The 16,916-nt window shown below is 46.4% G+C and carries 17 protein-coding genes; 14 read left to right on the top strand and 3 right to left on the bottom strand.

The annotated features are described in order from the left end of the window. The first annotated feature begins 105 nt into the window (after window positions 1–105). From FQV30_RS10370 to FQV30_RS10350, 5 genes are all read left to right on the top strand, one after another. Entirely contained in the window at window positions 106–1,401 is a 1,296-nt protein-coding gene (locus FQV30_RS10370; protein ID WP_146500082.1) for a DEAD/DEAH box helicase, read from the top strand. Window positions 1,402–1,413: 12 nt separating this feature from the next. Next, a complete protein-coding gene (locus FQV30_RS10365) occupies window positions 1,414–2,307 on the top strand; it encodes a deoxyribonuclease IV (protein WP_146500081.1) in 894 nt (297 codons plus the stop codon). Window positions 2,308–2,411: 104 nt separating this feature from the next. Next, window positions 2,412–3,185 (top strand): metal ABC transporter ATP-binding protein, encoded by a 774-nt coding sequence (locus FQV30_RS10360; protein ID WP_146500080.1) that lies wholly within the window; start codon window positions 2,412–2,414, stop codon window positions 3,183–3,185. After that, on the top strand, window positions 3,178–4,032 hold the full coding sequence (locus FQV30_RS10355) for a metal ABC transporter permease (RefSeq protein WP_146500079.1): 855 nt from the start codon (window positions 3,178–3,180) through the stop codon (window positions 4,030–4,032). Before FQV30_RS10360 ends, FQV30_RS10355 begins: the two co-directional genes overlap by 8 nt. Further along, on the top strand, window positions 4,029–4,439 hold the full coding sequence (locus FQV30_RS10350; protein ID WP_146500078.1) for a Fur family transcriptional regulator: 411 nt from the start codon (window positions 4,029–4,031) through the stop codon (window positions 4,437–4,439). Before FQV30_RS10355 ends, FQV30_RS10350 begins: the two co-directional genes overlap by 4 nt. A gap of 159 nt (window positions 4,440–4,598) precedes the next feature. Here the strand turns inward: FQV30_RS10350 and FQV30_RS10345 are convergent, their stop codons facing one another. The 3 genes from FQV30_RS10345 to FQV30_RS10335 all read right to left on the bottom strand — a co-directional run bounded on the left by FQV30_RS10345 (window position 4,599) and on the right by FQV30_RS10335 (window position 6,972). Beyond that, a complete protein-coding gene (locus tag FQV30_RS10345) occupies window positions 4,599–5,177 on the bottom strand; it encodes a hypothetical protein (protein WP_146500077.1) in 579 nt (192 codons plus the stop codon). 12 nt (window positions 5,178–5,189) lie between these two features. After that, the gene (gene ispG, locus FQV30_RS10340) at window positions 5,190–6,308 is read right to left on the bottom strand and encodes a flavodoxin-dependent (E)-4-hydroxy-3-methylbut-2-enyl-diphosphate synthase (RefSeq protein ID WP_186725634.1); all 1,119 of its coding nucleotides are present in this window, start codon (window positions 6,306–6,308) and stop codon (window positions 5,190–5,192) included. 145 nt (window positions 6,309–6,453) lie between these two features. Then, window positions 6,454–6,972, bottom strand: coding sequence for a DUF1189 family protein (locus FQV30_RS10335; RefSeq protein ID WP_146500075.1), 519 nt, complete (start codon window positions 6,970–6,972; stop codon window positions 6,454–6,456). Between the two features lie 167 nt (window positions 6,973–7,139). Here FQV30_RS10335 and FQV30_RS10330 point away from each other — a divergent pair, with 167 nt between their 5' ends. The 9 genes from FQV30_RS10330 (at window position 7,140) to phoU (ending at window position 16,896) form a co-directional block, all read left to right on the top strand. Beyond that, complete coding sequence (locus FQV30_RS10330) at window positions 7,140–8,771, top strand: Na/Pi cotransporter family protein (RefSeq protein ID WP_146500074.1); 1,632 nt, start codon at window positions 7,140–7,142, stop codon at window positions 8,769–8,771. Between the two features lie 110 nt (window positions 8,772–8,881). Continuing rightward, window positions 8,882–9,361 carry a DUF456 domain-containing protein gene (locus FQV30_RS10325; protein ID WP_146500073.1) on the top strand — a complete coding sequence of 160 codons (480 nt, stop codon included), beginning with the start codon at window positions 8,882–8,884 and terminating at the stop codon, window positions 9,359–9,361. Window positions 9,362–9,471: 110 nt separating this feature from the next. Beyond that, window positions 9,472–10,080 (top strand): superoxide dismutase, encoded by a 609-nt coding sequence (locus tag FQV30_RS10320; protein WP_146500072.1) that lies wholly within the window; start codon window positions 9,472–9,474, stop codon window positions 10,078–10,080. A 112-nt stretch (window positions 10,081–10,192) separates the two neighbouring features. Next, the gene (locus tag FQV30_RS10315; protein ID WP_146500071.1) at window positions 10,193–12,373 is read left to right on the top strand and encodes a peptidoglycan D,D-transpeptidase FtsI family protein; all 2,181 of its coding nucleotides are present in this window, start codon (window positions 10,193–10,195) and stop codon (window positions 12,371–12,373) included. A 170-nt stretch (window positions 12,374–12,543) separates the two neighbouring features. Then, entirely contained in the window at window positions 12,544–13,500 is a 957-nt protein-coding gene (locus FQV30_RS10310) for a PstS family phosphate ABC transporter substrate-binding protein (protein ID WP_146500070.1), read from the top strand. 69 nt (window positions 13,501–13,569) lie between these two features. Further along, a complete protein-coding gene (pstC, locus tag FQV30_RS10305; protein ID WP_146500069.1) occupies window positions 13,570–14,496 on the top strand; it encodes a phosphate ABC transporter permease subunit PstC in 927 nt (308 codons plus the stop codon). A gap of 1 nt (window position 14,497) precedes the next feature. After that, window positions 14,498–15,376 (top strand): phosphate ABC transporter permease PstA, encoded by an 879-nt coding sequence (pstA, locus tag FQV30_RS10300; RefSeq protein ID WP_146500068.1) that lies wholly within the window; start codon window positions 14,498–14,500, stop codon window positions 15,374–15,376. Between the two features lie 33 nt (window positions 15,377–15,409). Further along, complete coding sequence (gene pstB, locus FQV30_RS10295; protein WP_370512393.1) at window positions 15,410–16,219, top strand: phosphate ABC transporter ATP-binding protein PstB; 810 nt, start codon at window positions 15,410–15,412, stop codon at window positions 16,217–16,219. A 17-nt stretch (window positions 16,220–16,236) separates the two neighbouring features. Continuing rightward, window positions 16,237–16,896 carry a phosphate signaling complex protein PhoU gene (gene phoU / locus FQV30_RS10290; protein WP_146500066.1) on the top strand — a complete coding sequence of 220 codons (660 nt, stop codon included), beginning with the start codon at window positions 16,237–16,239 and terminating at the stop codon, window positions 16,894–16,896. Window positions 16,897–16,916: the final 20 nt, after the last annotated feature.

Genomic DNA, 16,916 nt, shown 5'->3' with positions numbered 1-16,916 from the left:
ATACACTCATTATAACGGAGACTGTCGCCTATTACAAAAGATGAAATGCAAAGTGGGTTTAATTCGTGCTATAATGTACAAAGCTTAAGGAGGGAGATTTATCCCATGACAAAATTCAACGATTATCCATTCAAACCGTTTCTGCAGGAAGCGGTGGCAAAACTGGGTTTCCAGGAGCCGACACCGATCCAAAAAGAAATGATGCCCCATATATTGAAAGGCAGCAGCGCAATCGGCCAATCCCATACAGGGACTGGAAAAACGCATAGTTTCATCATCCCGATCGTCGAACGCATCGATCCGGAAAAACAGGAAGTGCAAGCGGTCATCGCTGCGCCGACGCGTGAGCTCGGCACCCAGATTTACAACGAACTCTTGAAGTTGGTGGAAGGGTCCGGAATCGAAGTGAAATCGTTCATCGGCGGGACGGACAAACAGCGTTCCATCAACAAGCTGAAAACGCAGCCGCAAATCGTCATCGGTACACCTGGCCGCTTGAAAGATCTTGTCAATGAGAACGCGCTATTGGTTCATACAGCCAAAATCCTGGTGGTTGATGAAGCCGATTTGGCGTTTGATATGGGCTTTATCGAAGAAATTGACCAAGTTGCCGGAAAAATGCAGGAAAAGCTGGAGATGTATGTGTTTTCCGCAACGATTCCTGAAAAATTGAAGCCGTTTCTGAAAAAGTACATGGAGTCGCCGGTCCACATCAACATCGGGGACAAACGCCCGACAGCTGAAGGATTGGACTTTTATCTGGTTCCGGTCCGCAGCAAAAAGAAAGTGGAACGGCTGACGGAAGTGATGGACATCATCAATCCGTATTTGGCGATCATTTTCGTCAATACCCGTACAAATGCCGATTACGTCGCTGATGAACTAGCGAAAAAAGGCATCCGTGTAGGGCGCGTCCACGGCGATCTTGCGCCGCGTGAACGCGTGAAAATGATGAAGCAAATCCGCGATTTGGAGTACCAATACATTGTCGCGACTGATTTAGCGGCCCGCGGCATCGATATTCAAGGCGTCAGCCATGTCATCAACTATGAATTGCCGGAAGATCTGGAATTCTTCATTCACCGGGTTGGCCGTACAGCGCGTGCCGGCATGAAAGGCCTTGCCATTACGTTGTTCAAGCCGGAAGAAGAAGATGCGATTGTCCGAGTTGAGAAAATGGGCATTCCATTCCAGCAGAAAGACATTGTAAAAGGCGAATTTGTTGATTTGAAAGAGCGCCATAGCCGGAAAAACCGGGTGAGAACAGCGGATGCGGCTGACACGAAAGCCAAATCGATGGTCCATAAGCCAAAAGCGGTAAAACCGGGTTATAAAAAGAAGATGAAGTGGAAAATGGACGAAATCAAGAAAGTTGAACGCCGCAAAAATCGCAAAAAGTAAGGAGATTTTTTCATGTTATTAGGATCGCACGTTTCTATGAGCGGGAAGAAAATGCTGCTTGCAGCCAGTGAAGAAGCTGCTTCATACGGTTCTTCCACGTTCATGATTTATACAGGGGCGCCGCAGAATACGCGCCGCAAACCGATCGAGGAACTGAACATCGAAGCGGGGAAGGCGCATATGGCCGCGAACAACTTATCAAACATCGTCGTCCATGCCCCTTATATCATCAATCTGGCCAATACCGTGAAACCGGAAACGTTCGAACTGGCTGTCGAATTCCTTCAAAAAGAGATCGAACGGACAGCGGCGCTCGGAGCAACACAAATTGTTCTGCATCCGGGAGCGCATGTCGGGGCTGGCGTTGACGCCGGCATCAACAAAATCATTGAAGGCTTGAACGAAGTGCTGACACAAGACTACCCCGTCAACATTGCGCTAGAGACAATGGCTGGAAAAGGCACGGAAATCGGCCGCAACTTCGAAGAAATCGCGGCGATCATCAATGGGGTTACGCATAATGAGCGATTGTCCGTTTGCTTTGACACCTGCCATACACATGATGCCGGCTATGATGTCAAAGAAGATTTCAACAGTGTCCTTGAAGAATTTGACCGAATTGTCGGAGTGGATCGGCTGCAAGTCCTTCATATCAACGACAGCAAAAATGTCCGAGGCGCCGGAAAAGACCGGCACGAAAACATCGGCTTTGGCGAAATCGGTTTTCAGGCATTGCATGGCATTGTCCATCATCCGGATTTGATGCATGTTCCAAAAATTTTGGAGACGCCGTATGTAGGTCTGGATGCGAAAAACAAAAAGCCGCCTTACGCCTTTGAAATTGAAATGTTCAAATCCGGAGTGTTCACTCCAGGCATAATTGAAGAATTGAAAACTCCTCTATAATAGAGGAGTTTTTTTGAGTCTAATCTATTTACATTGGCTTCTGGCTGTCATATACTTTTCTAATGTAAATCGTAATGATTCTTAATTAGAAAAGAGGCGGCACCATGATTGCGCCATTGATTGAAATTGACAACATCAGTTTCGAGTATGAACAAACCAAAGCTTTAGAAGATATATCGTTGGCAGTGGAAGAAGGGGACTTTCTTGCGATACTCGGCCCTAACGGATCGGGCAAATCCACCCTGCTAAAGATTATGCTGGGATTGATCAAACCGACGAAAGGGGCGATCCGCTTGTTCGGAGTGGATGCCAAAAACTTCAGGAACCGGGAGTGGATCGGTTACGTATCCCAGAAGTCCAATTCATTCAATTCCGGTTTTCCCGCCACTGTGGCAGAAGTGGTAACAGGCGGCCTGGTGAAAAAAACGGGGCTGTTCCGCCGAATTCCGAAAACGGAAAAAGCGAACGTCAAAGAAGCGCTGGAAGCGGTCGGCATGGAAGGGTTTATGGAAAACCGGATGAGCGAGCTTTCCGGCGGACAACAGCAGCGTGTGTTTATCGCGCGTGCACTTGTCGCAAAACCGAAAGTGCTGATATTGGATGAGCCGACAGTCGGCATCGATCACCGGAATGTCCAATCGTTCTACAATATGCTCGCTTCCTTGAACCGCGACAAAGACATTACACTCATATTGGTGACACACGATGTTGATACTGTGACAGACCGTATCACACATGTTGCCTGTTTAAACCAGACAATCCATTTCCACGGTTTCAAAGACCAGCTTCATACGATGAGCGATGAACAGCGCGAAGCCTGGTATGGGCATTCCGTCCGGAAAATCCATCATATCGGAGGAAGCCACAGTTATGATTGAAGCTATTTTTTCCTATGAATTTCTGCAAAATGCATTTGCTGCCGGACTGATCATCGGCGTTATCGCACCGCTCCTCGGTGTCTTTATAGTGGTGCGCCGGCTGTCTCTCATCGCCGACGCCTTAAGCCATGTCACTTTGGCCGGCATCGCTGGTAGCCTGTACTTGAGCCAAAGCGTTGCGGCGTTCGCCATGCTGAATCCTTTGTTCTTGGGGATTGCAGCGTCTGTAGCAGGGTCGGTATTGATCGAACGGCTGAGAAGCTTGTACAAGCATTATGAAGAACTTGCCATTCCCATCATTTTATCTGCCGGTATTGGATTCGGGGCCATTTTCATCTCGCTGGCCGAAGGGTTTTCCACGGATTTGTTCGGCTACCTTTTCGGTTCCGTTTCAGCTGTCAGCAGGGAAGACCTCGGCATTGTCGCCGGGATTGCCATCATTGTACTCGCTTTTATCCGATTGTTTTTCAAGGAATTGTTCATCTTGTCGTTTGACGACGAATATGCAAAAGCCTCGGGGCTTCCAGCCAAATGGATCCATTTCTTGTTCATGATTGTAACGGCACTTGTTATCGCCGGTTCAATGCGGATTGTGGGCATTCTCCTGGTATCATCGCTAATGACCATACCGGTGGCTGCGGCAATGCGCATGGGCAAAAGCTTCAAAGGGACCATCATTTTGTCGGTCATTTTTGGCGAGGTGTCTGTGCTGACTGGACTGATAACTGCTTTCTATTTCAATTTGGCGCCGGGTGGGACCATCGTTGTCACCTCGATTTTGCTGTTATTGCTTGTCATTTGCTATAAAAAGATCACGGTATCAATGAAAAAGGGGGCCGTCGCATGAATCTGCCAAAAGCTTGGGAGATATTGAAGGAGAACGGATTCAAAGAAACATCAAAACGCCAGCAAATCCTGGAAATGTTCTCGGAAGATGACCGGTATTTGACTGCCCGCGATTTGCTTGATGTGATGCAAAAAGATTATCCCAGCATGAGCTATGACACCGTTTATCGCAACCTTGCAACTTTCGTGTCGCTCGGCATTTTGGAAGAAACCGAATTGTCGGGTGAACGCCACTTCCGCATGCAATGCGAAAGCGACCACCACCATCACCATTTTATCTGCCTTGACTGCGGCAAGATAAAAGAAGTGCCCGTATGCCCGATGGACATGATTGGAGCGGCTTTGCCTTCCTATCAAATCGCGAACCATAAATTCGAAATCTACGGAAAATGCCCAGAATGCCAATAAAAGCGTAAGCGGAGAGATGCCGCTTACGCTTTTTTATTTTGTAGGGAAAAATCCATTCAGCTATACATATTGAAGGAGAAAGAGATTTTACAACAAGATCCGCCTATGGGTGATTGAAATGAAAAAAGGCCTCTGCAGTCTGCAGAAGCCTTTGAACCTCTAAGCTTTCACGCTTGAAAACTCTCTTTTCACAAATTCATCCGCTTCCAGCCAATTGAAGACGCGAATTACATTTTTCGGAACCGGCAACCGGTTGTAAGGCGTATCAAACAGCAGCACCGGGATATCCAATTCCTCTGATATTTCCACGGCGTTGTCATGCTTGTCTTCAAAAAACAAATCTACACTATGTTTTTTAGCGGCTTGGATTTTCTTGTGCGTCCCGATCAATTCAATGTGGTCATAGGCAATTGCGTGTTCCGCAAACCAATCGAAGGTAACATCGCGGACTTCCTGGCCGCGTGCTGAAATGTAATACAATTCGTAACGGTTTTTCCAATCGTTAAGAATCTTCCTGGCATTTTCAGAGACCGGGGAAGACGCGTAAATCTTGGATTCCGCCCCGCGGAACCAAGTATAAAACTCACCAGGTTCCAAATGGGGAAGAGCGGACGTCAAATCGTATTCTTTAATGTCATCAAGCGTCAACTGGCTGTTGAACGCTTCGTTGATATGCGGAATAAGCGACGTAGGGCAAGTCACGGTTCCGTCTATATCTATGCCAAAACGGTATCTCATAAGTTCACAACCTTAAATTTGTTGTTCAAGCGCCTCTTGTTCAGCTTTTTCAGCTGCTTGCTTCTCAAAGTATTCTTGAGCGATTTTATCGATTTCAACTTTCAGTTCTTCAACCATCGTCGCTTCAGGAACTTTGCGGACTGTTTTGCCTTTCATGAAAAGAAGGCCTTCGCCGCGGGCGCCGGCAATGCCGATATCCGCTTCGCGTGCTTCTCCTGGACCGTTGACGGCACAGCCGAGAACAGCAACTTTAATCGGAGCTTTGATGTGTGAAATGTATTCTTCGACTTCGTTGGCAATAGTGATCAAATCGATTTCTATGCGTCCACACGTCGGGCAAGAAATCAAAGTTGCGGCATTTGAAGACAAGCCGAACACTTTCAATAGTTCACGGGCAACTTTCACTTCTTCGACAGGGTCTGCGCTCAACGAGATGCGGAGCGTGTTCCCGAGGCCTTTTGCAAGAAGGGCGCCAAGGCCGGCCGCACTTTTAACAGTGCCTGAGAACAGCGTGCCGGATTCTGTGATTCCCAAATGAAGCGGGTAATCGAAAGCTTTGGAAGCTTTTTCATACGCTTCGATTGCCAGGCTGACATCCGATGCCTTCATTGAGACGATGATGTCATGGAAATCAAGGTCTTCAAGGATCTTGATATGGTGCAATGCACTCTCGACCATGCCGTCAGCGGTTGGGTATCCATATTTTTCCAGGATCTTCCGTTCAAGCGAGCCGGCGTTCACGCCGATGCGGATCGGGATGCCCTTTGCTTTTGCGGCATTTACGACAGCTTCGACTTTTTCACGGCGTCCGATATTGCCCGGATTGATGCGGATTTTATCCGCGCCTTGTTCGATTGCGATCAGCGCTAATTTATAGTCAAAATGGATGTCGACAACCAATGGGATGTTGATGCGTTTTTTGATTTCACCAATAGAATAAGCTGCACGCTCATCCGGGCAAGCCACACGGACGATTTGGCAGCCCGCTTCTTCCAAACGGTGGATCTCGGCTACAGTAGCTTCCACATCGTGGGTTTTAGTTGTCGCCATACTTTGAATGAACAATTCATTACTTCCGCCGATAGTCAAATCTCCGACTTTTACGTGGCGTGTTTTTGTGCGGTGAATAATTTCACTCATTAAAATTCTCTCCTTTAGGGAATGTCTGGCTAAGACCGCCAGTTCCACATTTCTTCAACTAGGATTACTGTCTAGTTCTTTCTAACACCTATAGCCATTTTAGCAGTCTCCCGCTAGAAAAGACAAGGAAGAACGATTATCCCTTCTTGATGCGGGCGGGGGGGATTTTTGGATAGTAGCCAATGGCCAAATACAGATAAATGACGGTCAAGGAGCTTATCAAGGCAGTCACCCAAACGTTTGCGGCAAAAAAGCTGAAACCGAATGAAAGCAGAGTTGGTGCAGTTACGCTGAGGGCGGCGGTTCGCCATACGTGGCGGTATTCCCCTCTGCGCTTTTTGATGTTCAACAGGCCGAGGGCGACAAATGCGAAAAAGCTGATTTTCACAAAATGATAGATGGTTGTTGAGACAAACAGGAAAATGAATGCGAACGGGTACAGCAGCCAGTCGATTTCTTCTATATACTGCAGCAGGCCATCAACGCCATCCGTCACACTGTCCAATCCGAGTGCCAGCTCGGCAAACGATATAATTGTCATGAGCAGAACAATCAAAAAAACATACTGCATAATCTTTCCGATGGGGAGTATACGGACGGCAGCCTGTTTTTTTGGTTCCATCAAACTGGCTTTTAACAACTGAAATAAATTCATAATGATCTTCCTTTCGTTCCTAGCTTTATCGTAACATGCCCACATAATTAAAATATTCACTTTTGTTAAGGTTTTGTAAAGATTAGAGAAAAAGCTTCACAAAAGCTTAATAAAAATTGCATAATAGGCAAGTAGGAACAAATTGAATTAGGAGATGATTTTTCAACATGGAAACTAACTGGCAAGAAATTCTCTTCACCTTTTTTGGGGGGTTAGGGATATTTCTTTTTTCCATAAAATATATGGGAGACGGTTTGCAGAAAGCAGCAGGAGACCGCCTTCGTTCAATTCTTGACCGCTTTACAACCAACCCGTTCATGGGTGTGCTTGTCGGAATCATAGTTACTGTTCTTATCCAATCGAGTTCAGGAACAACGGTTATCGTTGTCGGCTTGGTAAGTGCCGGTTTTATGACTTTAAGACAGGCAATAGGCGTTATCATGGGGGCGAATATCGGGACTACTGTCACCGCCTTCATCGTCGGTTTGGATGTCGGCGAATACGCACTGCCGATCTTGGCTGTAGGAGCTGCTTTAATCTTTTTCTTCCGTAAAAACAGCATCCAAAATATCGGCCAGGTTATTTTCGGTTTCGGGGGCCTATTCTTAGGGCTGGAGCTGATGAGCGAAGGGATGAAGCCGCTGCGCGAATTGCCGGCGTTCATCGACATGACAGTCAACTTGAGCGAATTGCCGGTTTTAGGGGTAGTTGCAGGAACTGTCTTCACGTTGATCGTGCAAAGTTCAAGTGCGACGGTTGCCATATTGCAAGGGCTATATGATGAAGGAATCCTAAACCTGGGTGCATCGCTTCCTGTATTGTTCGGTGACAATATCGGAACAACGATCACAGCCGTTCTAGCGTCTCTTGGCGCTTCCATCACTGCACGCCGCGCGGCTGCCGTCCACGTATTGTTCAATGTGGTCGGATCCATCGTGTTCTTGATCCTGCTCGTGCCTTTTACTGCTTACATCGAGTGGATTTCAGGCGTTCTTAATTTGGAGGCGAAAATGCAAATCGCATTTGCCCACGGATCATTCAACGTTGCCAACACGATCATCCAGTTCCCGTTGATTGGAGCTTGGGCTTACTTGGTGACAAAATTCATCCCGGGAGAAGAGCGGATCATCGAATTCGGGCCGAAACACTTGGATGTCCATTTTATCGATACTGCTCCTTCGATTGCGCTTGGCCAGGCAAAAGAGGAAATCATCCGGATGGGTAACTATTCGGTTCAAGGGCTTCAGGAAACTTATCAGTATTTGGTGACGAAAAGCCGTAAAAATGCTGAAACAGGCTATCAATTGGAACAGGCAATCAATAACCTGGACCAGAAGATAACTGAATACCTGGTCCTGATTTCAGCGGAATCCATTTCAGCTGCAGATTCTTCGCGCCATACGGTTCTTATGGAGACAGTTCGCGATATCGAGCGGATTGGTGATCATTTCGAGAACATTCTCGAGCTGGTCGATTACCAGGAAGAAAACCGTGTGAAGATGACAACAGAAGCGATGGCCGACTTGGAAGAAATGTTTACATTGACGATCGGGACGGTTCAAAAAGCACTTGATGCTTTGGATACGACCGACCATGATATTGCAAGAGAAGTAGCTGAACAAGAAGATCTTATCGACAAGATGGAACGCAAATTCCGCAAAAAGCACATTATGCGCGTCAACGAAGGTGCATGTTCTGCGCAGGCGGGAATCGTCTTTGTAGATATCGTCAGCAACTTGGAACGGATTGGCGACCATTCAGTCAATATCGCGGAAGCCATTCTGGGGAACCGTGCATAAATAACAACAGTTTTATATCTTGAGCTTCTAAGAGCTCCCTTTCATCGCTTTACATTTTAAAAAATGTCAGGCACGATGAAGGGGAGCTTTTTATATAGGAGGAAACGAATATGGAAGTTATAGGCTGGGTTCTTATTGCGTTGTTTTTCATCATCGGATTTGTGGGACTTGTCTATCCGATCATTCCCGCAGCATTGTTTATATTCGGCGGATTTGTCGTCTACGGGCTGTTTTTTGAGTTTGCCGACCTGCCTTGGTGGTTCTGGGCGATCGAGATTTTATTTGTCGTGCTGCTGTTTGGCGCCGATGCGGCCGCCAACGCTTTCGGCGTCAAGAAGTTCGGGGGTTCAAAAGCCGGGCTATGGGGAAGCACGATCGGTTTGATCATTGGTCCATTTATCATCCCGATTGCCGGGATTCTAATCGGGCCGTTCATAGGGGCGATTCTTGCGGAAATTTTGTTCAATCGGTCGACGCTGAAGCAATCCGTCAAATCAGGAGTCGGCTCTGTAGTCGGGTTCATCACATCAGTTTTTACTAAAGGCATCATCCAGGTTGTAATGGTCGCGATTTTCTTTTGGGTGGTTTAACTCCGCCAAAGGACTGAATCGGGGTACTTGGCATGCATTTTGATTGTGCCGCCTAGAAAATTTTGATACGCTATGAAAGTAGAACATTTGACTCAAGGAGGAATTCAATCATGGCTTACCAATTACCTGAACTACCTTATGCTTACGATGCACTGGAACCACACATCGACAAAGAAACGATGAACATTCACCACACAAAGCACCACAATACGTATGTGACGAATGTGAATGCGGCTCTTGAAGGGCACGAAGAACTTGCTTCAAAATCAGTGGAGGAATTGATTTCTGACTTAAACGCAGTTCCTGAAGAAATCCGTACGGTTGTACGCAACAACGGAGGCGGACACGCCAACCACTCGCTTTTCTGGCAGCTGCTTTCTCCAAATGGCGGCGGCAATCCGACTGGCGCTTTGGCTGAAGCGATCGACAGCAAATTTGGCAGCTTTGATGAGTTCAAAACTCAGTTTGAAAACGCAGGGAAAACCCGCTTCGGATCTGGTTGGGCTTGGCTGGTTGCAAATAACGGTGAACTAGAAGTAACATCCACTGCAAACCAGGATTCACCTTTGATGGATGGCCAAACACCAATTCTTGGCGTGGATGTATGGGAACATGCTTATTACTTGAAATATCAAAACAAACGCCCTGACTATCTTGCAGCGTTCTGGAACGTTGTAAACTGGGAAGAAGTTTCACGCCGTTTCGAAGCAGCAAAATAATTGTCAAAAATTGAAACTTTGCACACACTTTTTCGTCAGAAAAAGTGTGTGCTTTTTATATGCAGATGATATACTAACAGATGCACATTTTTGTGAAAGGAGTGCATGAATTATGAAGCCCCCTCAAAAGAGGCAAGTGTCACAAGCAAAGTCCAAGTTAAAATCCCATATGGTATTCCGCATGAATATCCTCTTTTTCTCCATATTCCTGTTGTTTTCAATTTTGATATTGCGCTTAGGTTATTTGCAAATCGTTAAAGGCGAAGATTTTGCGCGCGCTATTGCCCGGACTGAAGAAGTTCCAGTCAATACAAGTGTGCCAAGAGGCCGCATTTTTGATAGCGAAGGGCGCGTCCAAGTGGACAATCAGCCGGTCAACGCCATCACTTATACGGCAATGCAGACGACTAAAAGAGATGAGATGCTCGAAGTGGCGACGGAACTTGCAAAGCTGATCGAAAAAGAAACTGACAGAGTTACGCTGCGCGACAAACAGGATTACTATATAATGCTCCATACCGAAGCCGCGACAGCAAAAGTAACCGATGAAGAGCGGGAAGCGATCGGCAATGAGGACATTACTGAAAAAGAAAAACAACAAAAGCTGGATGCCTTGATCCGCGAAAAAATCACGGAAAAAGAATTGGACAGCTTATCGAAAGAACAACTTGAAGTGCTGGCGATTTTCCGTGAAATGACAGCAGGCTATGCCATGTCGCCGCAGATCATCAAAAACAAAGGCGTTACAGCCGAAGAATTTGCCCGTGTTTCAGAGCGTCTCACCGATCCGAAACTCAACGGAGTCAATACCATTACCGATTGGAAAAGAGTTAAATCGAGCGATCTGACGATACTCGGCAGCACGACAACCCCGGAGCAAGGAATACCCGCAAGCAAGCTGAACTACTACCTGGCGCGCGATTATTCCCGCAATGACCGTGTTGGCACAAGTTTCCTCGAACAGCAATATGAAGAAGTGATGCAAGGCCAGAAATCTGTCGTTAAAAATATTACAGACGGCAGAGGCCGCGTAATTGATACCGTACCGGTCGACGAAGGGCAGCCAGGCAAGGACTTGGTGCTGGCAATGGATACGGAACTGCAATCTTCGCTTGAAGATATTGTGGAAGACCATTTGCGCGAGCTGAAAGCGGGGCCGAATTCCCAGCTGGTCCGTGATGCTTACCTCGTCATGATGGATCCGAAAACGGGAGAAGTGCTTTCGATGGTCGGAAAACAGATCGGCAAGGATGAAGATGGCAAAACCGTTGTCAATGATTATTCTTTCGGGGCCATCACGGCAGCTTATCCGACTGGTTCCGTCGTCAAAGGCGCAACTTTGTTGACCGGCTATGAACAAGATGTTATCGAGTTGAACCAAGTGATGATTGATGAACCGCTGCAATTTGCTACTGAGGTCAAAAGATCTCTCTTTAACCAAAGCTTATTCAACCGTGTCCCATTGACGGATACACAGGCGCTTGAAGTTTCATCCAACGTCTATATGTTTAAGATTGCACTTGCCATTTCAGGTAATACTTATCAGTATAAACGAGGTTTTTCAGTTGAAGCAGCAGACTATAATTTAGTCAGAAATTCATTTGCGCAATTCGGGCTCGGTGTCCCGACAGGCGTGGATCTGCCAAATGAAGGAAGTGGGTTAAAAGGTAAATTTAATTTAGCCGAACCCGGAACGTTCCTTAACTTGGCAATCGGCCAGTATGATACGTATACACCGATGCAGTTGGCGCAATATATCTCAACAATCGCCAATAACGGGTACCGGATGGAGCCGCATATTGTAAAAGAAATCCGGCAGGCTTCATCAGACGGCAAGACACTCGGTCCAGTGGAAACAGTAGTGGAGCCGAAAATATTGAACCGCATCAACAATACGCAAGAAGAGATCGACCAAGTGAAAAAGGGCATGCGCCTTGTCTACACTGGAAACAGAGGGTCTGCCCGCTCTTATTTCGGCGATGCCGACTACACAGCGGCCGGAAAGACCGGGACGGCCGAAATCCGGTATTACGATGATCCGGAAAGCCCGTTTTACAATACAGCTTCAATAAATACCGCACACGTGGGATTTGCACCATATGATAACCCGCAAATCGCTTATGCTGTACTCATTCCATACATTACAACCAACCCTAAAGCTGTGCCGGGGACGACCCATAAGATTGCCCGTGCTGCAGTTGATAAGTATTTTGAATTGAAGGCGAAGACCAGTGAAGAATCTCCTTCCACCATTAAAGAGCCTTACAAAAATGAAGATGACACTGAAGATTAAAAGGTTAAGGAAAAAGAAGACCGCTATGCGCGCATGGAAACATGCGAGAGCATAGCGTTTTTTTATTTGTCGGTATTTACATTTTCTTAACATTCGGTTCATACAAGCTCAACATTGCAGCTTTATAGTTTAACTTGTAAAGCAAACATAAACTTTAGGGGGATTACTTAATGAAAAACTGGAAGTTTGTCATGGCATCAACAATTCTTGGATCGTCTGTACTGCTTGGTGCTTGTGGCGGCAACACTGCACAGCAAGGCAGTTCAGAGGGGAGCTCAGAATCAGAAGCTGCACAACTGGAAGGTGAAGTTTCAGGTGATGGCTCATCAACTGTAGCGCCGATCATGGAAGGCATTGTTGAAGAGTACGCAGGAGTTCAACCGAACGTCCAAGTAACTGTAGGCGTTTCTGGAACTGGCGGCGGTTTTGAAAAGTTCATCCAAGGAGAGACAGATTTCTCTAATGCATCACGCCCGATTAAAGAAGAAGAAGTAAAAAGCCTTGAAGATGCAGGCATTGATTATACCGAGTTTTTGTTAGCTTATGACGGATTGTCCATTGTAGTAAGCAAAGAGAATGATTGGGTTGAAGACCTTACAGTGGAAGACTTGAAAAAATTATGGGTTGAAGACGGCACAACGAAAAAATGGTCAGACATCAACCCGGAATGGCCGGATGAAGAAGTGGTCTTCTATGCACCAGGGACAGATTCTGGAACATTCGACTACTTTAATGAAGTAATCCTTGAAGAAGAAGATATCGTAAGCGCAGCTACACTTTCTGAAGATGACAATGTATTGGTTCAAGGGATCCAAGCAGATCCGAACGCAATCGGATTTTTCGGATATGCTTATTACCAGGCAAACCAAGACACTTTAAAAGTGGTTAAAATCAACGGAGTTGAACCGACGAACGAAACGATCGAATCAGGAGAATATTCTCCGCTATCACGTCCGTTGTTCACTTATGCAAACAACACATCAGCTGCCGAAGAAGAACAAGTATATGATTTCCTTCAGTATACATTGGAAAATGCCGGGGAAATGGCTGAAGCTGTAGGCTACGTAGCCCTTCCTCAAGAAGAATACGATAAAGGCTTGTCAGATCTAGAAGCGCTTAAACAATAAGAGGATTTAGATTAAATTTAGGGGTGAGCAGCCAGCTGCTCACCTTTTGCGGTTGAAAGGGGATTCTTTATGCGAACATCTGTGCAGGAAATGATCGCGCAGTCGAAAGGGAAAAAGAACAAAAAATTCATGGAAAAAATGATTCCGGTCATTTTGTTCCTTATTGCCTCGGTATCGGTTTTAACGACAATCGGCATTGTAGTAACGCTGGTCATCGAAACCATTACGTTCTTCACACGGGTTTCTGTAGCTGATTTCTTATTCGGCACTACATGGCTGCCGTTTTCGAACAAACAAGAGCTGTTTGGTATTTGGCCGCTTATTATCGGCACATTGAAAGTAACACTTATCGCTGTCATTGTGGCGGTTCCAATCGGTATCGCTTCCGCCATTTACTTGAGCGAATATGCGAGCGAAACGGTGCGGCGCATCGTCAAGCCGGTGCTTGAAGTGCTTGCTGGCGTGCCGACGATTGTTTACGGATTTTTTGCCTTAACATTTGTCACTCCGCTTTTGCAGAGCGTTTTTCCTGAGATTAAAATCTTCAACGCCATTTCACCAGGGATTGTTGTCGGCATTATGATCATACCGATGATCGCTTCTTTGTCTGAAGATGCAATGTCGTCAGTGCCCAAACAAATTCGTGAAGGCGCCCTTGCAATGGGGTCAACAAAATTTGAAGTGGCATGGAAAATCACCGTGCCTGCCGCTTTGTCCGGCATTATCGCTTCAATTGTGCTTGCGGTATCCCGAGCTATCGGCGAAACGATGATCGTTTCACTTGCAGGCGGCTCGACGCCAAAGTTCAATGGCGATTTCACTGATTCCATCCAGACGATGACAGCCTATATCGTTCAAGTATCAAAAGGGGACGCCGGATACGGGACAACCATCTACTACTCGATTTATGCAGTCGGGTTTACATTGTTCATCTTTACAATGCTTATGAATATCCTCGCTGGATATGTCTCAAAACGGTTCAGGGAGGAATATTAAGATGCGCTATATTGAACATGAACGAGTTGTCAAACGTATGAATGGCCGATTGGTAACCAACGTCATTTTTAAAGGCATCTTCCTGGCGGCAACGTCGCTGGCGATTTTGGCGCTTGTGTTATTGGCTTATCGGATTATCACGCAGGGAGCAGGGCATTTGTCGCTCGACTTCCTGTCCAATTTCTCCTCGCGTTTCCCTGATAGAGCGGGCATCAAAGCGGCCCTTATCGGATCGCTATGGCTCATGGCAGTTGTAGCCCCGACAGCAATCATCCTTGGGGTAGGTTCTGCTATTTACTTGGAAGAATATGCGAAGAAAAATAAAATCACATCATTTATCCGGATCAACATCGCGAACTTGGCGGGTGTTCCATCCATCGTCTTCGGTTTGCTCGGATTGACGATCTTTGTCCGCGCGTTTGCTCTCGGCAACAGCATACTTGCTGCTGGATTTACGATGAGTTTGCTAATTTTGCCGGTCATTATTGTAGCTTCTCAGGAAGCGATCCGCTCAGTTCCAGGTGAGCTGCGTGAAGCATCGCTCGGCATGGGCGCCACGAAATGGCAGACCATTGTCAAAATCATTTTGCCGGCCGCAATACCGGGTATTTTAACGGGAAGCATCTTGGCATTGTCTCGTGCGATCGGCGAAACCGCACCGCTTATCGTTATCGGTGTGCCGGTAATCATCCAGTTCCTGCCAGCAGGCATAATGGATACATTCACTGCGTTGCCGATCCAAATCTTTGACTGGGCGAGCCGTCCGCAGCAAGAGTTCCAGACAGTTGCCGCAGCAGGGATTATTGTTCTAATGATTTTCTTGCTGCTGATGAATTCAATTGCAGTCATAATCCGAAATAAATTTCAGAAGCGTTATTAATGTGCAGAAGTTGAAGGGGGTTTCACTATGACAATGACTATTAAAGCGGATAAGAAAAAATCCGCGGCTACACCCGAGCAGGGCATCAAAGTGCCTGTTTATCAGACAAAAGAACTCAACCTGTGGTATGGCGAAAAACACGCATTGAAAAACATTGATTTGGATATCAATGAAAACGAAGTGACAGCGATTATCGGCCCATCAGGGTGCGGTAAATCGACTTATATTAAAACGTTGAACCGGATGGTCGAACTGGTGCCGTCCGTCAAGACTTCCGGTGAGATTTTATACCGGGACCGCAATATTTTCAGTTCGGATTACCAAGTGGAAGAACTTCGGACTCGTGTCGGCATGGTCTTCCAAAAACCGAATCCATTCCCGAAATCGATTTATGACAATATAGCTTATGGACCACGCATCCACGGTATCAAGAACAAGAAAATTCTGGACGAAATCGTTGAAAAGAGTTTGCGCGGCGCTGCAATCTGGGATGAAGTGAAAGACCGCCTGAACGAGAATGCGTACAGCATTTCAGGCGGGCAGCAGCAGCGGATCTGCATCGCCAGAGCATTGGCGATCGAACCGGATGTCATCTTGATGGATGAACCGACTTCTGCTCTTGACCCGATCTCCACATTGAAAGTCGAAGAACTGGTCCAGGAACTGAAAGAAGATTACAGCATCATCATCGTGACGCATAATATGCAGCAAGCTGCCCGGATTTCAGACAAAACCGCTTTCTTCTTGAATGGGGAAGTGATTGAATTTGATGAAACCGATGCAATTTTCTCAAATCCTTCCGATAAACGTACGGAAGATTACATTTCAGGACGATTCGGTTAAGGAAGGAAGAGAACTTTATGTCAGTACGCGAAAAATTTGATAGTGAATTGAATCTAGCCCAAAACCAATTGATTGAATTGAGCACAATGGCCATTGAAGCGTTGGACAAATCCATAGATGCGCTGATCAACCACGATATCGATGCAGCACTGAAAGTTATTGAAGACGACGCTGAAATCAATGTGCTTGAAGAAGAACTTAATGACCGCGTTATCTTGATCATTGCCAAACAGTCACCTGTTGCCACAGATTTAAGAAGGCTTATCGTATTGATCAAGATCGCTTCTGATTTGGAACGGATCGGCGACTATGCTGTCAACATTGCAAAGGAAACAATCCGCATCGGAAAAGAAGAACTGGTCACACCGATCGAACTGATCAAACAAATGCGCAGTTTGGCAACAGCGATGCTGAGACAAGTGATCGAGGCATTCATTGAAGAAGACGTCGTCAAAGGGAAAGAGATTGCGGAATTGGATGACCAGGTGGATGAACTATACGGGGAAGCGATTCGCAGGCTGATGATGGCTGGGGCGTCAAATCCGGAAAAATTGAGCCAGATTACGCAGTTGGCGTTTATTTCCCGCTATATGGAGCGTTCAGCAGATCATGCGACAAATATTGCGGAACAGTTGTTTTATCTGGTCCGTGGCAAGCATTACAATCTTAATAATTGACCGAGTTTCCGGCAATGGGA

Origin of the sequence: Planomicrobium sp. CPCC 101110, assembly GCF_007859395.1 — a bacterium.
Taxonomy (GTDB): Bacteria; Bacillota; Bacilli; order Bacillales_A; family Planococcaceae; genus Planococcus.
The sequence above is the reverse complement of the archived record's forward strand: the minus strand, read 5'-3'. Positions and strand labels throughout refer to the sequence as shown.

Coding starts and splice junctions, on each gene's coding strand:
- FQV30_RS10330 (WP_146500074.1), top strand. CDS start 7,140: ATGGAAACTAACTGGCAAGAAATTCTCTTCACCTTTTTTGGGGGGTTA.
- phoU (WP_146500066.1), top strand. CDS start 16,237: ATGTCAGTACGCGAAAAATTTGATAGTGAATTGAATCTAGCCCAAAAC.
- FQV30_RS10335 (WP_146500075.1), bottom strand. CDS start 6,972: ATGAATTTATTTCAGTTGTTAAAAGCCAGTTTGATGGAACCAAAAAAA.
- pstA (WP_146500068.1), top strand. CDS start 14,498: ATGCGCTATATTGAACATGAACGAGTTGTCAAACGTATGAATGGCCGA.
- FQV30_RS10315 (WP_146500071.1), top strand. CDS start 10,193: ATGAAGCCCCCTCAAAAGAGGCAAGTGTCACAAGCAAAGTCCAAGTTA.
- FQV30_RS10350 (WP_146500078.1), top strand. CDS start 4,029: ATGAATCTGCCAAAAGCTTGGGAGATATTGAAGGAGAACGGATTCAAA.
- FQV30_RS10370 (WP_146500082.1), top strand. CDS start 106: ATGACAAAATTCAACGATTATCCATTCAAACCGTTTCTGCAGGAAGCG.
- FQV30_RS10355 (WP_146500079.1), top strand. CDS start 3,178: ATGATTGAAGCTATTTTTTCCTATGAATTTCTGCAAAATGCATTTGCT.
- FQV30_RS10345 (WP_146500077.1), bottom strand. CDS start 5,177: ATGAGATACCGTTTTGGCATAGATATAGACGGAACCGTGACTTGCCCT.
- FQV30_RS10365 (WP_146500081.1), top strand. CDS start 1,414: ATGTTATTAGGATCGCACGTTTCTATGAGCGGGAAGAAAATGCTGCTT.
- FQV30_RS10320 (WP_146500072.1), top strand. CDS start 9,472: ATGGCTTACCAATTACCTGAACTACCTTATGCTTACGATGCACTGGAA.
- pstB (WP_370512393.1), top strand. CDS start 15,410: ATGACTATTAAAGCGGATAAGAAAAAATCCGCGGCTACACCCGAGCAG.
- pstC (WP_146500069.1), top strand. CDS start 13,570: ATGCGAACATCTGTGCAGGAAATGATCGCGCAGTCGAAAGGGAAAAAG.
- FQV30_RS10325 (WP_146500073.1), top strand. CDS start 8,882: ATGGAAGTTATAGGCTGGGTTCTTATTGCGTTGTTTTTCATCATCGGA.
- FQV30_RS10360 (WP_146500080.1), top strand. CDS start 2,412: ATGATTGCGCCATTGATTGAAATTGACAACATCAGTTTCGAGTATGAA.
- FQV30_RS10310 (WP_146500070.1), top strand. CDS start 12,544: ATGAAAAACTGGAAGTTTGTCATGGCATCAACAATTCTTGGATCGTCT.